This is a genomic window from Streptomyces alfalfae (assembly GCF_004127445.1).
GTDB classification, from domain to species: domain Bacteria; phylum Actinomycetota; class Actinomycetes; order Streptomycetales; family Streptomycetaceae; genus Streptomyces; species Streptomyces alfalfae.
This window is the reverse complement of record NZ_QEXM01000057.1, coordinates 138,759-160,950: the sequence shown is the minus strand read 5'-3', so window position 1 is coordinate 160,950 and position 22,192 is coordinate 138,759. Positions and strand designations below refer to the sequence as shown.

Sequence of the window (22,192 nt, the reverse complement as noted above, 5' to 3'; positions counted from 1 at the left end):
GCGGCACACGCGGGATCGCCCAGGACCGACGGGCCGTCAGACCCGCATGCGGCGAACGGGTGAAGGTTCGTTCGAGCCGGGAATAGGCGGCGCGGATCGCGGTTGAGCCCAGCATGACCTCTGAAACACACAGCGCATTCGGCCGCATCGGTATCTGGAGCGGTGCCCTGCACGGGTCCCGGGTGGACGAGGCGGGCAGGAAAGAGATCGCGGAAGCCGTCGCCGAGCTGGAGGAGCTGGGCTACGGCACTCTCTGGATCGGGGGCAGCCCCTCCCCCGACGACGCCGCGGCCGTCGTCGCCGCGACCCGTACGGTCACCGTGGCCACCGGCATCCTCAGCATCTGGGATCACACCGCGGAGGACGTGGCAGCGCGCATCGCGGCCGTCGAGGCGAGCGCACGCGGACGCTTCGTCCTCGGCCTGGGCGTCAGCCACGGGCCGATGGTGCCGCAGTACACGAAGCCGTACAGCTCCATGGTGGCCTACCTCGACGCGCTGGACGCGGCCAAGCCGCCCGTGAGCTCCGGCCATCGCGTCCTCGCGGCGCTCGGACCGAAGATGCTGAGGCTCTCGGCTGATCGCGCGCTGGGCGCGCACCCCTACCTCGTCACCGCCGAGCACACCGCCGAGGCGCGCGAGGCGCTCGGACCCGACGCCCTGCTCGCACCGGAACTGACCGTCGTGCCCGACACCGACCTCGACCGGGCTCGTACCACCGCGCGGAAGATGCTGGAGATGTACCTCCAGCTGCCCAACTACACCGACAACCTGCTGCGTCTGGGATTCGAGGAGAACGACTTCGACGACGGCGGCAGCGACCGTCTCCTCGACGCTCTCTTCGCCCTCGGCGACACCGAGCGAGTCAAGACCCGGACCCAGGAGTACCTCGACGCCGGGGCCGACCACGTCGCGCTCCAGGTGCTCACCGCCGAAGGGGGCGGTGCGACGTTGCCGCGCACCGAATGGCGTCGGCTGGCCGAGGCATTCGGCGGCGCGCTGTAGGACCTTCCTCCGCCGGGCCTGATACGGCGCCTTCGGCCATATCGGGCCCGGACGCCATATCGGGCCCGGCCGGATCGGGCCCAAATGCCGTATCGGGCCCGGTCGCCACCCGGGTCACGCTGCCGTCAACCACCGGGAAGCGATCGTCGGCAGCCCGTGCTCAGTAGCCGCGCCAGATGTTGTCGAAAGCGGCGTCCTCGATCACTTTCCGCTGCCGTACGGCCTCCAGTTCCTGCACGGCGTTCCCGACGGTGGCCAGCACGGTGACCACGTCGTCGGTGAGGCCTACGGCTGGTTCCTCACGGAGCCCGGCGGCGGCAGCCAGTGCGGCGAGGGTGGGTTCGCCCGTCGCCCAGCGCTCGCCCGCCTCCCGCCGGGCGGCCGAGTCCACCAGTTCCGTCCGCCCGGTCCGCAGGGGAATCCGGCGGCCCCGCGGCCGGGTCGTGAGGCCGGTTCGTTCCAGTTCCTCGGCGTAGGCGGAGGACAGCCCGCGGCCACGGCGCCACAGCCAGTCCTCGACCGTCTCGTACGGCTCCTGCGCCACGAGCGCCGAGGCCGCCTCGTCCAGCAGGCGGTCCCCCGTGGGTGACTGGCCGCCCGGCACGATGCGGTCGCCGTCCAGGACAACGGCCTGAGCCGCGATGAGGTCGAGGACTTCGGCGCCCGCGAGCAGGAGCGACAGGGTGCCCGGCTCCACCGGTCCGTCGGCGGCCGGCTCCTGGGCGATGATCGCGAGGTCTCGTGCGGTGGTCATGAGCAGCTCCACGTCAGGTGGCCGGACACGGGCGGGCTCCCGGGCGCGGTCAGGGGACCAGCTTGATCGAGTTGTACGGCGTGAGCGATCCGTGGAACGCCTGCCCGGCGGGGATCGTCACGGTGCAGTTCGTGCCGTTGTAACCGAGGCAGAGCAGGGCGCGCGCTCCGCCGGTCTGGTTGTTCCACACGGTGTGGTCGTTGGTCTCGTTCACGAAGTTGTACGAGCCGTAGTAGTAGTACCGGTGTTCGGGCGTCATACCGACAGGAATCAAGGCGTCGTAGACGCACACATTGCCGGGCGGGCAGCTGTCGACGGCGGGTCCGGGGTTGTCGTCGATCCACATGGCCACGGCGGGGGACGCTGTCAGCAGCGAAGCAGCCAGGGCGGCTCCGACGGCCACCGATGCGGTGGAAGCACGCAGTTTCAGACTGAACCGGTCAATCGACTTCATTCTCTACCCCCGTGTCACGCGATGCGCGTTCTGTCGAACCCAGCAAGATTTGCCGGGCACATTAACGCACATGTTCCTCGGTTCGATCACGTGAATCACCGAACCGATCCGAGATCCCTTCGCGCACCTCACACAACCGGCCCCACCCGCTCCATGGGGGTGCTACCGTGCCGCGCGACATCAACCGGCCGTCGTACAAGAGTCGTTGTGTGGGAACGTCTCCCGGATGGATGGACTCATGGGCGCGGAGGGCGATGCGGAGGACGGCGCGGAGGGGGGCACGGACCACCCGGAGCTGGGAAGTCATCGCGGCACCTACCGCCCGCAGCGCAGAAGGCCCTCCGCGTACGCGCTGCTTCTGCTGGCCCTGCTTCCCTTCGCGGCCCTGACCTACCTCCTGACGATTCTCGTCGGTGCGTTCTTCGCCCGGGAGGGGAACGTCGCGGCCGGAGTGCTCGGCGGGCTGGCGCTGCTGGGGCCTTTCGCCGTACGGGCACTGTGGTACCGGCGGCACACCAGAGTGGAGTTCCGGCTGTACGAGAAGGGCCTTGTCGCGACTGCGGCGGACGGCACGGAAGCGGTGTATCCCTGGCGGTCGGCCTCTGTTTTCACGAACGGTTCGAACCGCTACAAGCTGTCCAATCCCGAGGGCAGCGTCGCCACACTCGGGGCAGCGCACTGCGGCCCCGCACTCGGCGGGGAGAAGGTCCCCGGCACGCGTACTCGTACGGTGATCAGGGGAGCCCAGCTCCCGCGGGAGGAGGAGTGGGGTCCCGCGATCCGGCGGGGTGTCCTGGACGCGCAGCTGGGCCTGGCCACCGAAGCGGCTCTGCGTGGCGGCGAGGTCCTCTTCGGCGGCATCCTGCTGAGCCAGGCGGGGTTGACCGTACGGCAAAGGCGCGGCCAGGACGACTTCACCGCCTGGGAGGACGTCGACTCGTTCTCCCTCACGGACCAGGACGACCTCCTGATCACCTCGCGTGGCAGCGACTTCCCGACCCATTTCATCAGGCCCGGCTACCAGATACCCAATCTGGAGATTCTCGTCGGCGTCGCCCGTGAGCTGCACGCGCGCGCCTCCCGGACCGCGTGCGCTCCGATTTCACCGGATTCGGCCACATCCGACGCGACCGCACCGGATTCGCCGGCAACCGACGCGACCACATCGGCTTCGACCGCACCAGATTCGACCGCACCGGACTCCACCGGGGCCGCGTCGCCCGGGGCCGCGTCGCCCGGGTCCGCGTCGTCCGGGTCCGCGTCCGCCGTCCGTGGTGATGATGACGAGACACCGGACGATGTCCCGGAACGTCTGGCCCTGTACGTCACCTTCGGGGCAGGCGTGTGGGCGGCCTGGCGTCTCGGAGGCCGGCAGGACATCGACGGCCCGGTGTCCGCACTGTTGGCCGTCCTCAGAGGCGCCCTCGGCGGCCTGGTGGGGGCAGTCTTCGGTCTGGGTCTGTCGGCAGCCCTCATGGCCGTGCCGAAGCTGGTGGGCGAGCTGCTCGTCGAATCCGTGATCCGCTGGTTCCGGCATCGCCGGTACGTCGCCGCGGCCACCCTCGCGCTGTGCACGGTCGTTCCGCCGGTGATACTGCTCTTCCTCCTGTTCCGCGCCTTCCCCTCCCGCCTGGTGCCGTTGGTGGTACTGCTCTTCTTCGGCGGCTGGACGGTGCTGCTCGCGGTGAGGCGGTGCGGTGCGTCCGAACGCGTGCTGATGCGCCACCTTCCCGATCTCCCCGGTGTGTTCCTGGTCGTCCTCGCCGTCGAGCAACTCGTCTCTGGTGACGTGCTGACCGTCGCACCGGCCGCCGGGCTCTTCTTCCCGCTCGCCGTCTGGCTCTCCTGGCGCGGCTGGCGGACGCTGCAGGACTCGACGCGGCCAACGGTGCGGGCGGTGGCGGACATCGCCCTGTCCGTGGCACTCGGTCTGGTGCTGACCGTGCTCATCGTGTGGCTGGCCAACGTCCTGTCATTCACCCCGCCCCAAGTCACCGCCGTGCGCGGCTTCGTGGAGAAGGTCCAAGCACTGACCGAGGTGCACTGGTCGTACTGGCTCGCGGTCTACACGGTCCTCGCTGTCGGCAGTTACCTCGTACTGCGCTGGCCGGACCGCGTCGAGCGGGTCAGACGGCGGCTTCGCCCGGCGCGGTTCAGCGGAGCCCGGCTGCCGCTCGGCATCACCGCCGATTTCGCACGGCGGTCCTTCTCAGGGGTCAACGTCGGCATCATGGTCGCCCTGTTGTTCCTCGTCGTCCTCGCCCCGGTGTCCGAGGGCACGTGGAAGCGGCCGGTGGCCGAGCGATACGCCCTTGAGGTCCAGCGTCGGCAGTACGCCGAAGGCGCCGCCGCCGCGTACAAGGAGATCCACCGACAGGTCTCGGCGCATCCGCGGTCCGCCTCCCGTCTGAGGGCGGTGGTCCTCGCCGTGCACCGCGCCGCTCCTTCCTCGCCGGGCGAGCCCGTGAACCAGACGGCGCTGGACATCGCCCGGCAGGTCGGCCGCTTCCAGGCCGCCGCGGTCACCGGCGACGATCCGGCGCCCGAACCCGCGCGGCCTCCGGCGGCCGACGACCTCGACGGCCGGCTCGACCAGCTCGACGAGAGCCAACGGCGTGCCGCGGACCGGGAACAGCAGACCGACCGGTTCGCCGAGCTCGCCTCCCTCGCGATCACCCGCACCTTCGACGCCCTCCCCCTGGGCGACAACCAAGCCGTGCAGCTCGTCAAGGAATACCTCGGCGGGCTGGTGGAGGACGGCCCGATGAAGAAGATCTTCCACCGGTGGGGCGAAGGGATCGGCGGACCCCCGCCCGACGGCGGCCGACTCGTGCGTCTCGACGTCCGCCGCCTGACGACGGTGGCCTACGACCGCACCCGGGCGGCGGTCGAACGTGCCGACGCGGGCCTGCTCGCCTTCTACGCCCGGTTCGGCATCGGCATCCCCGCCGGGGCCACTTCGCTGACGCCCGCGATCGACCTGGCGAACCAGCGCCGCTATCTGCGGCAGGGCACAGGCCCCTGCAACGGCTGCGTCAGCTCCCCGAACAGCGGTTCCGGCACGGGCGGAGGGGGTGGCCGCCGCTGAGCCGAGGCCGCGGGGTCATCCTACGAGAACGTCGCCGTGGCCCTGCGGTCCGGGGCGAGCGGATTCCTCGGCAAGGACGTCGGCCCCGACGTCCTGCTGGCAGGCATCCGCACCGTGGCCGCGGGCGATTCCCTGCTCTCCCCCACGGCCACCCGTGCCCTGATCACGCGCTTCCCGGCCACCCCTGCCGACCACGTGCCCCTCACCGCGCCGGAGCGCCTCACCCTGCTCACCGAACGCGAACGCGAGGTCATGGCGCTGGCCGCGCTGGGCAAGTCGGACCACGAGATCGCCGACCGACTGGTCCTCAGCCCCCTGACCGTGCACAGGCACATCTCCCGCGCGACGACCAAACTCCACGCACGCGACCGGGCGCAGCTGGTCGTGATCACCCACCAGAGCGGCCTCGTCCGGCCGGCCGCAGGCGGCTGACGCCGGGACCGACCTGGTTCTCGGCGGAGTTGCTGGTCTGCGGCGGCCGACCGCCACAGCGGCTTCTACGTTCACTCAGGCGTGCGCGGAGTTCTTGCGGGCCGCGACGACGGCGGCAGGCGCGGCCACGGAGGCGAGGATGCCGCACAGGACGGCGAGGACCGGGTAACCGGCGTAGGCGACGACGACGCCGGAGGCCAGGCCACCGGCGGCGCCCGCGAGGGCGACGGCGACGTCGACCAGTCCTTGGACTCTGGCCCGGGTGGCCAGGGGCGCGCTGTTGGTGACGATCGCGGTGCCGGTGACCAGGCCGAAGCTCCAGCCGACGCCGAGCAGGACGAGGGCGAGGGTGATCAGGGGGAAGGAGTGGCCGGGCGCGAGGGCGGCGGCCACTCCCGCGGCGAGCAGTGTGCAAGCCGTCACCACGCTCATCGCCGTGGCGCCGAATCGGTCGACGAGACGGCCGGCCAAGGGCGACGGGAGATACATGGAGCCCGTGTGCAGGGCGATGACGAGGCCGGACGCGGTGGTGCCGAATCCGTGGGCGTGCATGTGGATGGGGGTCATGGTCATCACGGCGACCATGACGAGCTGGCTGAGGACCAGGACCACGACGCCGATGAGCAGTCCGGGTCCGGCGCGGGAGGGGGAAGCCGCGGGCGTGCTCTCAGCGGGGGTCGCGGTCAGGGTGCGGGCGAGCAACAGCGGGTCGGGTCGCAGCCATACGAGGAGGGTGAGTGCGGCCAGGGCGAACGCGGCCGTGGAGAGGAGGAACAGGCCGGTCAGCCCGGGGAGGTGGAGCGCGGTCGCGAGGTGTCCGGCGGGGGTGGCGAGCAGTGGTCCGGCGATGCCGCCGACGGTGGTGGCGACGATGACGGTGGAGGTGGCACGGGCACGTTGATGAGGTGCGGCGAGGTCGGCTCCGGCGTAGCGGGCCTGGAGGTTGGACGTGGTTCCGGCGCCGTACAGGAAGAGGGAGGCGAACAGCAGCGCGGGGCTGTCGAGCGCGGCCGCGACGACGACGCCGGCACCGCCGAGGGCGCCGGTGAGATACCCGGCGGCCAGTCCGGGGCGGCGGCCGAGGCACGGGGAGACGCGCCCGATGACGACGGCGGCGCCGGCGGAGCCCGCGGTGAGCAGGGCGATGGGCAGTCCGGACAGCGAGGTGTCGTGGAGCATCTGCCCGGCCAGCAACCCGGCGACGGTGACTCCGGCGGCGAGGCCGACACCACTGAGGATCTGGGAGACGAGCAGGACGGTCAGGGTGCGCTTCTGCACCGCGGATATGGCGGGGTCGGTGGCGATGGGCGGGGCGGAGGTGAGGGGCAGGTGGCCCATGAGGTGCGTGCTTTCGCTGTGCCGGGACGCCGGAGGCCGGGGTGCGGGGGGCTACCAGCGGGCGGCCGGTGGTCGTCGGGCGGCGGTCAGGGGCGGTCGTGACGTGCCGGGCCAGGGCGGAGCGGCCCTGGGTGACCTGGGCGCGGGGCAGTGCTGGACGTACGGGAGGGTTGTGCCGGGCGGGTGAGAGCGGGGCCACGGGAACTCATCGAGAACTCCCCCGGGAGCAGGGGGAATCGGAGATGAACAGTGATCAGCACTGAGGGACTGAGGGCCGCCCTGCCTTCGCGTCAGTGCGGGCTGTCGGGCATGCCGTAGGCGTCCGCGATGAGCTCGGTGGAGCGCAACCGGGCCCGGGCGGAGTGGCCGACGCTGCCGATCATGACCTCATCGGCGCCGGAGTCCCGCTGGACCTGGTTCAGGTGGGCGGTGACCTGCTCGGGGGTGCCGTGCGGGACGTGGTTCAGCCAGCTGTCGACGGCCTGGCGTTCCTGGGCGTCGTACGGGTAGGCGTCCACTTCCTCCGGAGACGGCAGCAGGTAGGACTTGCGCTGGGACATGCGGAGCATGGCGTGCGCGAGGGTGCCGGCCTGGCGGCGGGCCGCACGCTCGTCATCGGATGCCGCGACGGTGAAGCTGACCAGCGCGTACGGCTCGGCCAGGGCCTCGGACGGAGTGAACCGCTCGCGGTACAGACGCAGGGCGGCCACGACGTCACGCGGGTTAAAGTGTGCCGCGAAGGCGAACGGCAGGCCGAGCCGGGCGGCGAGCTGCGCGGAGTAGCCGGAGGAGCCGAGCAGCCACACCGGCAGGCGGCCCGTGGCCGGGGCGACGCCGTTGAGCCGGTCCTGGGCGGGCCCCGGTACGGCGTACACGCGGTCGGCATAGGGGTGCTCGGCGGGGAAGTCGTCGCCGAGGAAGTGCAGCAGCTCGACGACCTGCTGGGGGAAGTCCTCGGCGTCGGAGGCGCCACGGCGCAGGGCCGCGGCCGTGGCGTGATCGGTGCCCGGGGCGCGGCCCAGGCCCAGGTCGATGCGGCCGGGGGCGAGGGCGTCCAGCATGCCGAACTGTTCGGCGACGACCAGCGGTGGGTGGTTGGGCAGCATGATCCCGCCCGCGCCGAGCCGCAGCCTGCTGGTCTCGGCGGTCAGTCGGGAGAGCAGGACGGGCGGGCTGGACGTGGAGACGCCGGGCATGGCGTGGTGCTCGTTCATCCAGTAGCGGGTGAAGCCGCGCCGGTCGGCGAGCCGGGCGAGTTCGATGCTGCAGGCCAGGGCCTCTGCGGCGCTCTGGCCGGTGCCGGTCATGGCGGAGTCCAGCACGGACAGGGCGGCTGGGGCAGAGCCATGGCGGGCGCCACGGATCGGGTCGGTCATGGTGGTGCGGTCCTTTGGTGAAGCGGTCCTTCGGTGGCGCGGTCCCTCGGTGGCGCGGGAGGCTGGCCGGGCGCCGGCCGGCGCCCGGCCGTGTCCGGCGTACGGGTCCGACGTATAGGGAGTCAGCCGCGGACGCCGAAGTACAGGGTCAGCCGCGGACGCCGAAGTCGACGCGGTCGATGAGACCGGCGGCGGTGAAGGCGGCGACGAGTTCGTCGCGGCCCTCGGTGAAGTGGGCCCAGCTGTCGTAGTGGAGGGGGACGACGCAGCCCGCGTCGAGGATCTTCGTCGCCTCGGCGGCCTGGGCGCTGTCCAGGACGATCACCTCGTTGTCGAAGACTTCGGCGAAGCGGGGCGCTCCGGCGAAGAGGAGGGCCGTGCCGACCGGGCCGAAGCGTTCGGCGATGTCCCTGACCGCGTCGAGGGAGGCGTTGTCACCGCTGACGTAGACGGTGGGCAGGCCCTCGCCGGTCAGGACGAACCCGACGACCTGGCCGGCGATCGGCTCGACGTCCTCGCGCTTGCCGGGGCCGTGGATGGCGGGCACGGCGGTCACGGTGACCGTGCCGGGCCCGCCGTCCCGGCGCTCGAGCTCGACCGACTGCCAGTCGGCGAGGCCGGTGGCCGCCCGGCCGAGACGCTCACCGCCGCCGGGGGTGGTGAGCGTCAGCGGGACGTCGGCGAGCAGGGCCCGGCCGGAGGTGTCGAGGTTGTCGGCGTGCTCGTCGTGCGAGAGCAGGACCACGTCGACGCGGCCGAGATCCGCCGGGCTGCCGGCGGCGGCCGCCGTCTTGGTCAGCACGGCGGCCGGTGCCGGGTGGTCACCGGGGCCGTCGAAGGTGGGGTCGGTGAGAAAGCGCAGGCCACCGTACTCGAACAGGGCGGTCGGGCCGCCGAAGACGCGGACGGGGAAGGGGGCTCTCTGCGGGGCGGGGGAAGACACGAGACGAATTTCCTCACGGATAGAGTGCGTGTTAACCGTGAGTCGACTGTAGGCATGCCTCACGGATGAAAGCAACCCGTACCATGAGGAGCATGGAAGAGTTCGTGAGGGAAGAAGCCGCCCTGCCGTCGGCGCCGGGTGAGGATGAGCACCCCGCCCTGGCCCTGGCCAACAGCGCCGTCGCTCTGCCCGGCGGGCACACGGCCGATCTCCTGGGCACCCCGGCGCGGGCTGAGCAGTGGCTGGCGCGGCACGAGCTCGCCCCGGCCGACGCCGGCCTGGCGGAGGTGTGCGCCACGCAACTGCGCTCGTTGCGCGAACAGGTCAGGTCGCTCCTGGCCTCCCATGTCGCGGGGCAGCCCGCCCTGCCTGCCGCCGTCGCGGCGGTCAACGAGGCGATGACCCGCGTCCCGACGACAGCTCTGCTGGTGTGGGACGAGAAGACCGGTCCCTACCGCGCCACGCCCCACCCCACCACCGCGATCGTCGAGCACGCCCTCGCGGCCATCGCCGCCGACGCCGCCGACCTGCTCACCTCCCCCGACGCCGGTCGCCTGACCGCTTGTGCCTCCCCACCGTGCAACCGCTTCCTGGTCAAACACGGACGCCGCCAGTGGTGCTCCACGCGCTGCGGCGACCGCGCCCGCGCCGCCCGCGCCTACGCCCGCCGCACCACGACGGACTGACACCGCCGGACGACCGGCCCGGCCCAGCCATGCCGCACACCCCCGACGTCCCTGCTTTGCGGCTGGAGTGTGGCCTCGGACCCCGCTGCCTCGCCTGGACCGAGCCCATGGCCGACACGGCCGTCAAACAGGCGGCCTGCCGAACGGGCATCTCGGCAGTGCCCTCCATGACCGCTGAACGCGAATCTGGCAGCTGTTGACATCAAGAGCGGAAAGTTGCCCACCTGGACGACCGGCTACTCAACACAGATGTTCGCTCAGCAGCGGGATCGGATCACTTGCGAAGCCGGGAACGATACTCGCCCGGGGCCGTGCCCCGGGCACGTCTGAAGGCACGGCTGAAAGCGTGCGGAGAGCCGTATCCGACCGCGGCGGAGATCGACTCGACCGGCTCGTCGGTGTCGCGGAGCCGGACGGACGCCAGGTCGATGCGCCACTGCGTCACGTACGCGCCCGGCGTCTGCCCGAGGGCGGACCGGAAACGCCTGGACAGCGTCGCCCGGGAGACGCTCGTCGCGGCGGCCAGGATCTCCGTGGTCCAGGGGTGTTCCGGCCGGGCGTGGACACACGCCAGAGCGTCGCGCACGACCGGATCACGCATCGCTCCCAGCCAAGAGCCGGACTGCTCCTGCGGGTGGCGGGCCAGCCAGGCGCGTACGAACTGGACGAGCAGAAGGTCGACGATGCTGTTGACGGCGGCGGTGGTGCCGATCTGCGGCTGTGCGAGCTCAGCGGCGAGAAGTTCGACGGTCCTTCTGAGCTGGGCGTTCTCCCGGGCTGTGACGTGCATCGGCCGAGCGAGGGAGGTGAGCACCGGTGTGCGCACCTCCGGGTCCTGCTCGTAGTGCAGGACGATCGCTTCCGTCTGCACCGGCGCCGAGCCCAGCCGAAGGGCCCGGCCATCGCCGAAGGCCCGGGCCGCCTCCTCCCGGTCGCAGGAGCCCATGGCCACGTCGACGCCGCCGGCTATCCCGTGTGCGGTGCCCGGCGACACCAGGACGGCGTCTCCGGCCTGTGCCTGAAGAGGATCCTGGCCCGGGACATGGACCCACAGAGTGCCGCGGGACACCACGTGCAGTGCCGCTCCCGGAGCGGAGTCCAGCCGCAGGCCCCAGGTTCCTCCGGCCTTCAGCATGACTCCGAGCGCCCCACGCGCACCCGAGACACGCAAGACCTCCGCCAGCACATCCATGGGTCCATTCTCGTCCACCGCCGCGCACAGCCGTCGACGGCCGACCGACCGACGACGCATGTCTCCTCGTCCACAGCCTCAGACCACGTCGAGAACGACCTTTCCGTGTACCTTCCGCGCGAACAGCGCCTGGACGGCGTCGCCCACGTCCTGCCAGCCGCCTCGCAGTCCGACCGGCGCCGAGAGCCTCCCGGCGGCCATGAGGCCCAACAGGTCCGTCAGCTCCCCGCCGGTCGGCGTCATATCGCCGTAGGTGGCGATGCTGCGGGGCTCACCGAAGCCGAACAAGGTCCCTGGCGGGAACGTGGACTCCTGCCCCGAGGAGTAACCGACCAGGTGGATGGCGCCGCCCTCGGCGAGGCAACTCCACGCCTGGGCCACCAGCGGCCCGCCGACGGTGTCCAGGACGAGGTCGAACCGGTCGCCGGTGTCGGCCAAGTCGGTCAGCACCCTGTCGGCGCCGAGTTCACGGAGTCCGGCGGCCCGCTCCGGCGAACCGACGAGTGCCGTCACCCGGGCGCCCGCCAGCGCGGCCAGCTGGACGGCGAAGTGCCCCACGCCCCCGCTGGCGCCGGTGATCAGCACGTCGCGCGCCAGGAGGGAACGCTTGCGCAGCACCCGCAACGCGGTGACCCCGGCGATCCCCAGCGCGGCGGCGTCGGCCAGCTCCACGCCCTCGGGAACGGTGGCGAGCGAGGCGGGACTGACTGCCACCCGCTCCGCCCAGGCGTGGGGAGCCATTCCCACGGCGACGCGCGTGCCTTCGGGCGGTCCCGAGCCGTCGGACGCGGCGCGCACCACGACGCCGGCCGCGTCGTGACCGTGCACAGCCCCGGCCGGCCACTGGTGCACGTAATTCAACTCTCCGAAGTTGAGACAGATGTGCCGTATCTCCACCAGCACCTCACCGGTGGACGGCACGGGCTCATCGACATCGGCGAACCGGACGGGCCCGGCCTCACCGTGATCGACCACAAGGGCACGCATAGGGGGTGTGTTTCCTTCGCTCGTGGATGTGCCGAATACTCGGCGCGGCAACAGATCGAGTGCGCAAGTGCCGCACCGCCGCGTGCTTGAAACCCTACGCAGCACCGGCACGGCGACCAGCCCCGTGAGAATCAATCAGTTGACGATCTGTGTCAGTGCGGCTCATGGTGCGTCGCGCTCTGCGCCCACCCGGTGGATGGCGCTACGACGGGCAGACATGCTCGGCAACATGCTGATCTCCAGCCACCGGTGCTTCCGCTTCCGTAGGGCGGCGGGGGCCGCTGGTCGGCGCCGTGGCCCTGGCCGTGCTCGCCGTCATCCCCCGTGAAGCGCAACGCACGCACGAGTGCGACTACGACCTGCCCCGCGCGCTGACCGCCTCCGGCCATGCAGCGCGTACGTCCTACGGGAACGCCGCGGCACCTGCCACCTCGCCGTGATACGCCTGGGCCGACGCCCGCCCGGGCGGCGGTGGTCATCAACCTCGGCGGGGAGCAGAAGGTCCGCTACGGCTGGGAACGGCCGGAACCCCTGATTGAAGCCGCGGTCACAGCATCACGCTCGCCGCGGCGCCGCGCCGGCCGCGCCTCGTGACGCGTGCCGGCGCGTCGGCCTCTTGACCCCGGTGACCGCAGCCATTAGTTTGCGGTGGCCGTCGACTTGTTCCCGGAGAGTCGACCTGTCACCGGAGAAAGGGGCGACCAGCGGATGAACACCGACTCTGATCTCGGTCGCCTCGCCCAGCGCACGGTCTGGGTTCCGGGTCGGATCGCGCACGGCGCCTGAGCACGCCGTTCCGATGTGCCCGTTCGCGGCACGTCGTGCCCGCCGTTCGCAGCGCCTTCACGCCGGTCGGGCGGGGCACATCGCACATGCCGGGTCTTGCGCCACCCCCTTCGCACTTCTCCTGTCACACTCCCCCGGCGCATCACCCCATCGCGCCAGCTCCATCGCGTCACCCTCTTCGCTTCCTTCCCTTCGTTGCACCCTCTTCCGGCACGCCACTGCCGCGTGCCGTCTCGTGCCGCCTGCTTCAGGTGGCGCGCCTGAGCACAGAAAGCTGCCCGACATTGGCGAACATGATGATTCGACCGGCCGCGCGCCGTACGACCGTGCACCGAAACGAGGGCCTGTCATGACAGAGGCGCGGATCACGGTCAACGGCAAGGAAACACCGATCGCACCGGCCGCACCCCACACCACCGCGCTGGACTTCCTGCGCGAACGTGGCCTCACCGGCACCAAGGAGGGGTGCGCCGAGGGTGAATGCGGCGCCTGTTCCGTCCTGGTGGCCAGGCCCGGGGTGAACAAGCCCACCGACTGGGTGGCCGTCAACGCCTGCCTGCTGCCCGCCGCGGCGCTCGACGGCCAGGAGGTCATCACCTCCGAGGGACTCGCCACCGTAGGCGAACCCGGCACACCGGCCACCCTGCACCCGGTGCAGGAGGAGATGGCGGCCCGTGGCGGTTCCCAATGCGGGTACTGCACGCCGGGGTTCATCTGCAGCATGGCGTCCGAGTACTACCGGCCCGACCGCTGTGCGCACGCGGCCCCGGCCGGCGGCACGGAACCAGCCGACGCCGAGCACGGCCCCAACGGCTTCGACCTGCACGCGCTGAGCGGAAACCTGTGCCGCTGCACCGGCTACCGCCCGATCCGTGACGCCGCGTTCGCCGTCGGTGCGCCCACCGACGAGGACCCCCTGGCCCAGCGCCGCGAGCAGTCACCGCCCGCGCCGGTCGCCACCGAGTACACCCGGGGCGGCCAGGTGTTCCTGCGTCCGGCCACCCTGGCGGAAGTGCTGCGGCTGCTGCGGGAACGGCCCGACGCGGTGGTGGTCGCCGGTTCCACCGACTGGGGCGTCGAGGTGAACATCCGCTCTCGTCGGGCGGATTGCGTGATAGCCGTCGACCGGCTGCCCGAACTGCGGGAGCTGCGCGTCGAATCCGACCACGTCGAGATCGGCGCGGCGCTGACGCTCACCGAGATCGAACGCAGCCTCGACGGCCGCGTCCCGCTGCTGGCGGAGCTGTTCCCGCAGTTCGCGTCCCGGCTCATCCGCAACAGCGCGACCCTCGGCGGCAACCTGGGCACCGGCTCTCCCATCGGGGACAGCCCGCCCGCGCTGCTCGCCCTCGACGCGTCGGTGGTGCTCGCGGACGCCGACGGCGAGCGCGAGGTTCCGCTGGCGGACTACTTCACCGGCTACCGGCAGAGCGTGCGCCGTCCCGACGAGTTGATCCGCGCGGTGCGCGTGCCGCTGCCGCTGTCACCGGTCGTGGCCTTCCACAAGATCACCAAACGTCGCTTCGACGACATCTCCAGCGTCGCGGTCGCCTTCGCGCTCGACATCGAGGACGGCATCGTACGCAAGGCGCGCATCGGCCTCGGCGGCGTGGCCGCCACCCCGATCCGCGCCCTCGCTGTCGAGGCGGCCCTGGAGGGTCAGCCCTGGGCGGCGGCGACCGTCGAGGCCGCGGCCCGAATCCTCCAGACGCAAGGCACACCGATGAACGACCACCGCGCCAGCGCCGGGTACCGCTCCGCGATGCTCGGCCAGAGCCTGCTGAAGCTGTACGCACGAACCACCGAGGGTGTGTCGTCATGAGCCATCTGTCCGATCGCCCCGAGAAGCCCGTCGTCGGCGTCTCCATGCCGCACGAGAGCGCGACCCAGCACGTCACCGGCGCCGCGCTCTACACCGACGACCTGGTCCAGCGCACCAAGGACGTCCTGCACGCCCATCCCGTCCAGGTCATGAAGGCGCACGGCAGGATCACCGCGCTGCGCACCGAGCCCGCGCTCGCCGTGCCGGGTGTGGTCCGTGTGCTGACCGGCGCCGACGTACCCGGCGTCAACGACGCCGGCATGAAGCACGACGAGCCGCTCTTCCCCGACGAGGTCATGTACTACGGCCACGCGGTCGCCTGGGTGCTCGGCGAGACCCTGGAGGCGGCCAGGCTCGGTGCGGCGGCCGTCGAGGTGGACCTCGACGAACTGCCCTCTGTGATCACGCTGGAAGACGCGATCGCCGCCGAGAGTTTCCACGGGGCCCGGCCCGTGATGCTGACCGGTGACGTCGACGCGGGCTTCGCCGACTCCGCGCACGTGTTCACCGGCGAGTTCCAGTTCTCCGATCAGGAACACTTCTATCTGGAGACACACGCCGCGCTCGCCCTGGTCGACGAGAACGAGCAGGTGTTCATCCAGAGCAGCACCCAGCATCCCTCGGAGACCCAGGAGATCGTCGCGCACGTCCTCGGCCTGCATAGCCACGAGGTGACCGTGCAGTGTCTGCGGATGGGCGGCGGCTTCGGCGGCAAGGAGATGCAGCCGCACGGCTTCGCGGCCATCGCCGCGCTCGGCGCCAGGCTGACCGGCAGGCCGGTTCGGCTGCGGCTCAACCGGACGCAGGACCTGACCATGTCCGGAAAGCGGCACGGATTCAACGCCACCTGGAGGATCGGCTTCGACGCCGACGGCCGCATCCGGGCCCTGGACGCCACTCTGACCGCGGACGGCGGCTGGAGCCTGGACCTCTCCGAGCCCGTCCTCGCCCGTGCGCTGTGCCACATCGACAACACGTACTGGATCCCCAACGCGCGCATCGCCGGTCGCATCGCCAGGACCAACAAGGTCTCCAACACCGCGTTCCGCGGCTTCGGCGGACCGCAGGGCATGCTGGTGATCGAGGACATCTTGGGCCGGTGCGCTCCGCTGCTCGGCCTGGACCCGACGGAGTTGCGCGAACGCAACTTCTACGGGCACGGCCAGACCACGCCGTACGGCCAGCCGGTCACCCAGCACGAACGGATCTCCGCCGTCTGGCACAAGGTCCAGGAGAACGGCGGCATCGACGATCGCACGCGCGAGATCGCCGCCTTCAACGCCGCGCACCCGCACACCAAGCGGGCGCTCGCGGTCACCGGCGTCAAGTTCGGGATCTCGTTCAACCTCACCGCCTTCAACCAGGGCGGCGCGCTGGTGCTGATCTACAAGGACGGTTCGGTCCTGATCAACCACGGCGGCACCGAGATGGGCCAGGGACTGCACACCAAGATGATCCAGGTGGCCGCGACCACGCTGGGCATCCCCCCGCACAAGGTGCGCCTCGCCCCCACGCGCACCGACAAGGTGCCCAACACCTCCGCCACCGCCGCGAGTTCGGGAGCGGACCTCAACGGTGGCGCGGTGAAGAACGCCTGTGAGCAGTTGCGTGAGCGGCTGCTGCAGGTGGCCGCGACCCAGCTCGGCGCGAACGCCTCGGACGTGCGCATCGTCGAGGGTGTCGCGCGCTCGCTGGGCAGCGACAGGGAGCTGGCCTGGGACGACCTGGTGCGCACCGCGTACTTCCAGCGGGTCCAGCTGTCGGCGGCCGGTTACTACCGGACCGAGGGCCTGCACTGGGACGCGAAGGCGTTCAGGGGCTCACCGTTCAAGTACTTCTCCCACGGAGCCGCCGCGGCCGAGGTGGAGGTCGACGGGTTCACCGGCGCCTACCGCATCCGGCGGGTGGACATCGTGCACGACGTCGGCGACAGCCTCTCCCCGATGATCGACATCGGGCAGGTCGAGGGCGGCTTCGTGCAGGGCGCGGGCTGGCTGACGCTGGAGGATCTGCGCTGGGACACCAGTGACGGACCGCACCGCGGTCGCCTCCTCACCCAGGCGGCGAGCACCTACAAGCTGCCGAGCTTCTCGGAGATGCCCGAGGAGTTCCACGTCACGCTGCTGGAGAACGCCACCGAGGAGGGCGCGGTGTACGGCTCCAAGGCGGTGGGTGAGCCTCCGCTGATGCTGGCGTTCTCGGTCCGTGAGGCCCTGCGGCAGGCCGCCGCCGCGTTCGGACCGGGCGGGGTGAGCGTCGAGCTGGCAACGCCGGCGACGCCGGAGGCGGTGTACTGGGCGATCCAGGCGGCTCGCCGGGGTGGTGTCTCCGGCAACGGGTCGGCACGCGACGGCTCGGCCACCGACAGCGCCGCTGACAGCGGTTCTGCCGCCGACGGCCATGCCGCCAATGGCCAGGTCCGGAGCGACGCGAAGACGCTGAGCGGTGCCTGACATGACGTGGGTCGCCGCGGTCGCGCGGTTGCGGGCGCGCCGGGAGCCCGGCGTCCTGGTGACCGTCGCGGCCGTGCGCGGCCACGCCCCGCGCGACGCCGGCGCGAAACTCGTCGTCGGAGAGACCGGGACGTGGGGCTCGATCGGCGGCGGCAATGTCGAGGCCGTCGCGATCGACCGGGCCCGGGAGATGATCGCCGCGTCCGGGCCCGGGCCGGAGCTGATGGAATTCGCCCTGAACGACAAGGTGGCCAACCGGCACGGCGTGCAGTGCTGCGGCGGCACGGTCACGGTGCTGCTCGAACCACTGGCGGTGGTACGGGCGGTGGCCGTCTTCGGCGTCGGCCACGTAGGGCTGGAGCTGGCGCGCGTCCTGGCGCGTCAGGACCTCGACCTCCATCTGGTCGACTCCCGCTCCGACATCCTCACCGAGGAGCGGCTCGGCGTGCTGGCGGACGCGGTGGGGCGGGTGCACGTGCATCACACGCCGCTGCTGCCCGAGGAGGTGCTCGCGGAGCTGCCGCGCGGCACCCACGTCCTGATCATGACCCATGACCACGCCGAGGACGCCGCGCTGTGCGACGCCGCCCTGCGCACGCCCCATCTCGGCTCCATCGGCCTCATCGGGTCGGCGGCCAAGTGGGCGCGGTTCCGCAAGCGCCTCGCCACCGAGGGTGGTCACGACGAGGCGGCCATCGACCGGATCAAGACCCCGATCGGGTTGGCCGGCATCACCGGGAAGGAGCCCGCGACGATCGCGGTGAGCGTGGCCGCCGATCTGCTGCGGACCTTCGAGTCCGAGAGGGGTTGACCCCTGCCCGACGGAGGGGTCGGCAGGACGCCCCGGCGTCCGTGCGCATGGCACAGCGCACGGATGGCGGGGTGGCCCGGCGCCGGGAGGTCAGGCGATCCCGGCGCCGCTCACCAGCAGCAGCGCCACGTCCACGGTCGCCACCGCCACGGCCGCCGCGAACGCCGCCCGCTCCCGGCGGCGGCCAAGCACCACTCCGGCGCCCGCGATCAGCCCGGCGGCCACGAGCACCGCCACTCCCCGCCCACCGGGCGGTCCCGGCGGCCCCAGGGTCAGGACGGCGGACGCGGTCACCAGCGGCAGGGGCAGCAGCCGTCGCGCGTGGTCGGCCCCCAGCCGGTGCGGCCAGCCCCGTACGCCCGTCGCCAGGTCGTCGCGGATGTCGGGCAGTACGTCCCCCAGATGGGCGCCGACCCCGAGGAGCGCCCCGGCCGTGACGATCCACCAGGCAGGCCACGGCTGCCCCGGCAGGCCCAGGGCCACGAACGCGGGCAGCGCGGCGAAGCCCAGCGCGTACGGCGCCCAGGACCAGGCCGTCGCCTTGAGGCGCAGGTCGTACGCCCACGCCGCCGCGACCCCGGCGAGGTGAACGCCGCCCGCCCACAGGCCGCAGGCGAGCGACAGCGGCACGCACAGAGCCAGCGAGGCGTACGCGGCCACCCACACCTGACGCACGCCGACCGCGCCGTCGACGACCGGTTTGCCTCGGCGGCCCGCCGCGATGTCACGGCGGGCGTCGAACGCGTCGTTGCACCAGCCGACGGACAACTGCCCGGCGAGGACGGCGCCGGAGGTCAGGGCAGAGCGCGCGACGCCCTGGCCGGCGACCACGGCCAGCGCCGCAGTCAGAGCGGTGACCGCCACGACGGGGCCCGGGTGACACGACCGGGCCAAGCCGCCCACCCGGCCGGCCCGACCTGTGGCCGCACCACCGGCCGTCGCCGGCTCGGCAGTGTGTGGAGTCCCGGGAAGGCCAGGAGTGGCGGGAGTGCCGGGAGTGTCCATCCGGCCGATCGTAGGCGGGCCACGGCCCAGCCACCGCCCGGGCCACGCGGCCGGACGGGCGATCCCTGGTGCGCGAGCACCGGACCGGGGAACGGATGGCAGGGCAACACACTCCAGTCGGTACACCGGTCCACCGGGCGGGAAACATATGACGCGGATCGCCGCCGTTCGCGGTGCCCTCGCAGCGCACCGTCACACCCAGTCCGAGATCACCGACATAGTGGCCCGCACCTGCCTGCCGGAGGGGGCCGACCGACGGGTGCTCGACCGGCTGCACCGCGGCGCGAAGGTCCGCGGGCGCCACATGACGCTGCCGCTCGAACGGTACGCGGAGCTCGACGGTTTCGGGACCGCCAACGACGTCTTCGTCGACACCGCTCCCGCCCTGGGCGCCACGGCCGTCCGGGACGCGCTGCGGGCGGCGGGACTGGCCCCTGCCGATGTGGACCTGCTGATCTTCACCTCCGTGACCGGTGTCGCCACTCCCTCGGTCGACGCCCGGCTGGTCGGTCGGCTCGGGCTGCGCCCTGACGTCAAGCGACTGCCCCTGTTCGGCCTGGGCTGCGCCGGGGGCGCCGCCGGTCTGGCGCGGATGCACGACTACCTGCTGGGCAGGCCCGGCGACGTGGCGGTCCTGCTGTCGGTCGAGCTGTGCTCGCTCACCTTCCAGCGCGACGACGCTTCCATGGCCAACCTCGTCGCCACCGGGTTGTTCGGCGACGGCGCGGCGGCCGTCGTCGCGTGCGGCGCGGACCGCTCGGGCGGGAGAGCCGGCCCGACGGTCGTGGACACGCGCAGCCACCTGTACCCGGACACGGACCGCGTCATGGGCTGGGATGTCAGGGACTCCGGCTTCCGCGTCGTCCTCGACCCCCGAATCCCCGAGGTGGTGCGCGCACACCTCGCCGACGACGTCGAGGGGTTCCTCGGCGACCACGGCCTGAAGCCGAAGGACGTGACCGCCTGGGTCTGCCACCCCGGCGGCCCCAAGGTCCTGCACGCCGTCACCGAGGCGCTCGACCTGCCCGGCGGCGCACTCGACGTGACCTGGCGTCACCTGGCCGACGTGGGCAACCTGTCCTCGTCATCGGTGCTGCACGTACTGCGCGACACCCTGGCCGAACGCCGCCCGCCACCGGGCACGCCGGGGGTGCTCCTGGCCATGGGGCCGGGGTTCGCCTGTGAACTGGTGCTGCTGAGCTGGTAGTTCGAGCGCCTGATAGGTCGGGTGCAGTGGCGGGTGCGGGGCCGGGCTCGGCGAAGGACCGGCCGAGAAGCATGGCCCAGGAGTACGACCGAGGGGAGTGAAGCACATGATCTGGTACGGACTGCTGGTGACCGCCGTCGCCGCCGAGCGCGTCTGCGAACTCGCCGTCGCGCGCCGCAACGCGCGCTGGAGCACCCTCCGGGGCGCGACCGTGTCCGGCCAGGGCCACTATCCGGCGATGGTGACCCTCCACACCGCCCTGCTGCTCGCCTGCCCGGCCGAGGTGTGGCTGGCCGACCGGCCCGTGCTGCCCGCCCTGGCCTGGCCGATGCTGGCCGTCCTCGCGGCGTCCCAGGCGCTGCGGTGGTGGTGCGTCCATACCCTGGGTCCCCGTTGGAACACCCGGGTGATCGTGGTCCCCGGGCTGCCGTTGGTGGCGGGCGGACCCTACCGCTGGCGGTGGCTCCGGCACCCCAACTACGCGGCCGTCGTCGCCGAGGGCGTGGCCCTGCCCCTGGTGCACACCGCGTGGGTCACCGCGACCGCGTTCACGGTCCTCAACGCCGTTCTGCTCACCGTGCGCATCCGCTGCGAGAACCGGGCGCTGGCCGCCGAGGCCTCCCCCGTCACGTCGGTTCCGGCATGATCGACGTCCTGGTGGCCGGTGGCGGACCGGCCGGCCTCGCCGCCGCCATCCACGCCGCGCGCGCGGGCCTCGAAGCCGTGGTCGTCGAGCCCCGTGGCGGTCCGGTGGACAAGGCTTGCGGGGAAGGGATCATGCCCGGCGGCGTGGCCGCTCTGCGGGCACTGGGCGTCGAGGTCACCGGCCGCGAACTGCGTGGCATCCGTTACGTGGACGGCGTCACCCGAGCCGAAGCGCCCTTCCGCGGTCCAGGACCCGGCGGGCTGGGCATTCGCCGTACGACGCTGCACTCGGCGCTGCACCGGCGCGCTCTCGGCCTCGGGGTGCGCATGGTGCGGGGGAAGGTCGGCGAGGTGCGCCAGGACGCGGGCTCGGTCACCGCCGCCGGGATCACGGCCCGCTGGCTGATCGCCGCGGACGGCCTGCACTCCCCCGTGCGCCGGGGCCTGGGGCTGGAGCTGCCGGGGCGCCCGTACGGCCGTTACGGCCTGCGCAGGCACTACCGCGTCGAGCCGTGGACGGACTTCGTCGAGGTCCACTGGTCCCGGCACGGCGAGGCCTATGTGACGCCGGTCGGTGACGACCTGGTCGGCGTCGCCGTCCTCAGCCGCGTCCGCCGGGGATTCGACGGGCACCTGGCCGACTTCCCCGCCCTCGCGGCGAAGCTGGGCGGCCCGGCCGCGACCGACGTCCGCGGAGCGGGACCGCTGCGCCAGCGGGTTCGGCGCCGGGTCGCCGGCCGCGTCCTGCTCGTCGGCGACGCCGCGGGTTACCTCGACGCCCTCACCGGCGAAGGCATCGCCCTCGGGCTCGCGACGGCCGGCGCCGCCGTGCGCGCTCTGACCGCCGGACGACCCGCCGAGTACGAGCGCTCCTGGACCCTGCTGACCCGACGCCACCGGCTGCTGACCGGGGCCCTCCTCGCCGTGAGCCGCCGCCCGCGGACGGCCCGCCTCATCGTCCCCGCGGCCGCGCGGATGCCCTATGCGTTCGCGGCCACGGTGCGCGCCTTGCAGTAGTGACCCGGTCTCAGGCCCTCGGTCATGCCATGTTTCGGTGAGGTTACGCCACTTCGGCCGAGCCGGACATGCGGTCTGACCAGGGGTTCGATGCCGGTGGGCGTCAGTTGCGCCACCCGTCCTCTCGCTGCGCGGATGCCGCATGCCGGAAGTCTTGTTCCACGCCCGGTGGAGTCCTAGGGTCGGGCCACC

17 protein-coding genes and 1 pseudogene are annotated in these 22,192 nt (G+C 72.1%); 10 read left to right on the top strand and 8 right to left on the bottom strand.

The window, feature by feature from the left end:
* Window positions 1-113 precede the first annotated feature (113 nt).
* Window positions 114-1,004, top strand: coding sequence for an LLM class F420-dependent oxidoreductase (locus tag DCW30_RS35430; RefSeq protein ID WP_076688097.1), 891 nt, complete (start codon window positions 114-116; stop codon window positions 1,002-1,004).
* A gap of 160 nt (window positions 1,005-1,164) precedes the next feature.
* Here the strand turns inward: DCW30_RS35430 and DCW30_RS35420 are convergent, their stop codons facing one another.
* Together DCW30_RS35420 and DCW30_RS35415 are read right to left on the bottom strand one after the other, a co-directional pair.
* Entirely contained in the window at window positions 1,165-1,758 is a 594-nt protein-coding gene (locus DCW30_RS35420) for a GOLPH3/VPS74 family protein (protein ID WP_076689801.1), read from the bottom strand.
* Window positions 1,759-1,807: 49 nt separating this feature from the next.
* Window positions 1,808-2,212 carry a hypothetical protein gene (locus DCW30_RS35415; RefSeq protein WP_076688096.1) on the bottom strand — a complete coding sequence of 135 codons (405 nt, stop codon included), beginning with the start codon at window positions 2,210-2,212 and terminating at the stop codon, window positions 1,808-1,810.
* A gap of 226 nt (window positions 2,213-2,438) precedes the next feature.
* On the opposite strand from DCW30_RS35415, the gene DCW30_RS35410 reads away from it, so the two are divergent.
* On the top strand, window positions 2,439-5,300 hold the full coding sequence (locus tag DCW30_RS35410) for a hypothetical protein (protein WP_123985643.1): 2,862 nt from the start codon (window positions 2,439-2,441) through the stop codon (window positions 5,298-5,300).
* A gap of 24 nt (window positions 5,301-5,324) precedes the next feature.
* Window positions 5,325-5,732 (top strand): annotated as a pseudogene (locus DCW30_RS35405) (response regulator transcription factor); the annotation flags it as partial.
* Window positions 5,733-5,807: 75 nt separating this feature from the next.
* Here the strand turns inward: DCW30_RS35405 and DCW30_RS35400 are convergent.
* From DCW30_RS35400 to DCW30_RS35390, 3 genes are all read right to left on the bottom strand, one after another.
* Window positions 5,808-7,070, bottom strand: a complete 1,263-nt coding sequence (locus tag DCW30_RS35400) for an MFS transporter (RefSeq protein ID WP_076688094.1) — start codon at window positions 7,068-7,070, stop codon at window positions 5,808-5,810.
* Between the two features lie 290 nt (window positions 7,071-7,360).
* Complete coding sequence (locus DCW30_RS35395; RefSeq protein WP_076688093.1) at window positions 7,361-8,446, bottom strand: LLM class flavin-dependent oxidoreductase; 1,086 nt, start codon at window positions 8,444-8,446, stop codon at window positions 7,361-7,363.
* Window positions 8,447-8,594: 148 nt separating this feature from the next.
* On the bottom strand, window positions 8,595-9,389 hold the full coding sequence (locus DCW30_RS35390) for an MBL fold metallo-hydrolase (protein ID WP_079250277.1): 795 nt from the start codon (window positions 9,387-9,389) through the stop codon (window positions 8,595-8,597).
* 83 nt (window positions 9,390-9,472) lie between these two features.
* Between DCW30_RS35390 and DCW30_RS35385 the strand changes: the two genes are divergently transcribed.
* Complete coding sequence (locus tag DCW30_RS35385) at window positions 9,473-10,075, top strand: CGNR zinc finger domain-containing protein (RefSeq protein ID WP_373569092.1); 603 nt, start codon at window positions 9,473-9,475, stop codon at window positions 10,073-10,075.
* A 274-nt stretch (window positions 10,076-10,349) separates the two neighbouring features.
* Here DCW30_RS35385 and DCW30_RS35380 read toward each other — a convergent pair whose 3' ends face one another.
* The gene (locus DCW30_RS35380) at window positions 10,350-11,267 is read right to left on the bottom strand and encodes an AraC family transcriptional regulator (RefSeq protein WP_076688091.1); all 918 of its coding nucleotides are present in this window, start codon (window positions 11,265-11,267) and stop codon (window positions 10,350-10,352) included.
* A 78-nt stretch (window positions 11,268-11,345) separates the two neighbouring features.
* The gene (locus tag DCW30_RS35375; RefSeq protein ID WP_076688090.1) at window positions 11,346-12,254 is read right to left on the bottom strand and encodes a zinc-binding dehydrogenase; all 909 of its coding nucleotides are present in this window, start codon (window positions 12,252-12,254) and stop codon (window positions 11,346-11,348) included.
* 1,135 nt (window positions 12,255-13,389) lie between these two features.
* Between DCW30_RS35375 and DCW30_RS35370 the strand changes: the two genes are divergently transcribed.
* The 3 genes from DCW30_RS35370 to xdhC are packed head-to-tail and all read left to right on the top strand — an operon-like array spanning window position 13,390 to window position 18,126.
* Window positions 13,390-14,862 (top strand): xanthine dehydrogenase small subunit, encoded by a 1,473-nt coding sequence (locus tag DCW30_RS35370; RefSeq protein ID WP_076688089.1) that lies wholly within the window; start codon window positions 13,390-13,392, stop codon window positions 14,860-14,862.
* Complete coding sequence (xdhB, locus tag DCW30_RS35365) at window positions 14,859-17,315, top strand: xanthine dehydrogenase molybdopterin binding subunit (RefSeq protein WP_076688088.1); 2,457 nt, start codon at window positions 14,859-14,861, stop codon at window positions 17,313-17,315. The genes DCW30_RS35370 and xdhB overlap by 4 nt, the downstream gene beginning before the upstream one ends.
* A 1-nt stretch (window position 17,316) precedes the next feature.
* On the top strand, window positions 17,317-18,126 hold the full coding sequence (gene xdhC, locus DCW30_RS35360) for a xanthine dehydrogenase accessory protein XdhC (RefSeq protein ID WP_076688087.1): 810 nt from the start codon (window positions 17,317-17,319) through the stop codon (window positions 18,124-18,126).
* 90 nt (window positions 18,127-18,216) lie between these two features.
* On the opposite strand, the gene DCW30_RS35355 is transcribed toward xdhC, so the two are convergent.
* Window positions 18,217-19,131: a UbiA family prenyltransferase gene (locus tag DCW30_RS35355; RefSeq protein ID WP_076688086.1), complete on the bottom strand. Its 915-nt coding sequence runs from the start codon at window positions 19,129-19,131 to the stop codon at window positions 18,217-18,219.
* Window positions 19,132-19,279: 148 nt separating this feature from the next.
* Between DCW30_RS35355 and DCW30_RS35350 the strand changes: the two genes are divergently transcribed.
* The 3 genes from DCW30_RS35350 (at window position 19,280) to DCW30_RS35340 (ending at window position 22,000) form a co-directional block, all read left to right on the top strand.
* Entirely contained in the window at window positions 19,280-20,338 is a 1,059-nt protein-coding gene (locus DCW30_RS35350) for a type III polyketide synthase (protein ID WP_076688083.1), read from the top strand.
* A gap of 106 nt (window positions 20,339-20,444) precedes the next feature.
* Entirely contained in the window at window positions 20,445-20,984 is a 540-nt protein-coding gene (locus tag DCW30_RS35345; protein ID WP_076689796.1) for an isoprenylcysteine carboxyl methyltransferase family protein, read from the top strand.
* Window positions 20,981-22,000 carry an NAD(P)/FAD-dependent oxidoreductase gene (locus DCW30_RS35340; protein WP_076688081.1) on the top strand — a complete coding sequence of 340 codons (1,020 nt, stop codon included), beginning with the start codon at window positions 20,981-20,983 and terminating at the stop codon, window positions 21,998-22,000. Before DCW30_RS35345 ends, DCW30_RS35340 begins: the two co-directional genes overlap by 4 nt.
* Window positions 22,001-22,192 lie beyond the last annotated feature (192 nt).

Coding starts and splice junctions, on each gene's coding strand:
- DCW30_RS35430 (WP_076688097.1), top strand. CDS start 114: ATGACCTCTGAAACACACAGCGCATTCGGCCGCATCGGTATCTGGAGC.
- DCW30_RS35420 (WP_076689801.1), bottom strand. CDS start 1,758: ATGACCACCGCACGAGACCTCGCGATCATCGCCCAGGAGCCGGCCGCC.
- DCW30_RS35415 (WP_076688096.1), bottom strand. CDS start 2,212: ATGAAGTCGATTGACCGGTTCAGTCTGAAACTGCGTGCTTCCACCGCA.
- DCW30_RS35410 (WP_123985643.1), top strand. CDS start 2,439: ATGGATGGACTCATGGGCGCGGAGGGCGATGCGGAGGACGGCGCGGAG.
- DCW30_RS35400 (WP_076688094.1), bottom strand. CDS start 7,070: ATGGGCCACCTGCCCCTCACCTCCGCCCCGCCCATCGCCACCGACCCC.
- DCW30_RS35395 (WP_076688093.1), bottom strand. CDS start 8,446: ATGACCGACCCGATCCGTGGCGCCCGCCATGGCTCTGCCCCAGCCGCC.
- DCW30_RS35385 (WP_373569092.1), top strand. CDS start 9,473: ATGAGGAGCATGGAAGAGTTCGTGAGGGAAGAAGCCGCCCTGCCGTCG.
- DCW30_RS35380 (WP_076688091.1), bottom strand. CDS start 11,267: ATGGATGTGCTGGCGGAGGTCTTGCGTGTCTCGGGTGCGCGTGGGGCG.
- DCW30_RS35375 (WP_076688090.1), bottom strand. CDS start 12,254: ATGCGTGCCCTTGTGGTCGATCACGGTGAGGCCGGGCCCGTCCGGTTC.
- DCW30_RS35370 (WP_076688089.1), top strand. CDS start 13,390: ATGACAGAGGCGCGGATCACGGTCAACGGCAAGGAAACACCGATCGCA.
- xdhB (WP_076688088.1), top strand. CDS start 14,859: ATGAGCCATCTGTCCGATCGCCCCGAGAAGCCCGTCGTCGGCGTCTCC.
- xdhC (WP_076688087.1), top strand. CDS start 17,317: ATGACGTGGGTCGCCGCGGTCGCGCGGTTGCGGGCGCGCCGGGAGCCC.
- DCW30_RS35355 (WP_076688086.1), bottom strand. CDS start 19,131: ATGGACACTCCCGGCACTCCCGCCACTCCTGGCCTTCCCGGGACTCCA.
- DCW30_RS35350 (WP_076688083.1), top strand. CDS start 19,280: ATGACGCGGATCGCCGCCGTTCGCGGTGCCCTCGCAGCGCACCGTCAC.
- DCW30_RS35345 (WP_076689796.1), top strand. CDS start 20,445: ATGATCTGGTACGGACTGCTGGTGACCGCCGTCGCCGCCGAGCGCGTC.
- DCW30_RS35340 (WP_076688081.1), top strand. CDS start 20,981: ATGATCGACGTCCTGGTGGCCGGTGGCGGACCGGCCGGCCTCGCCGCC.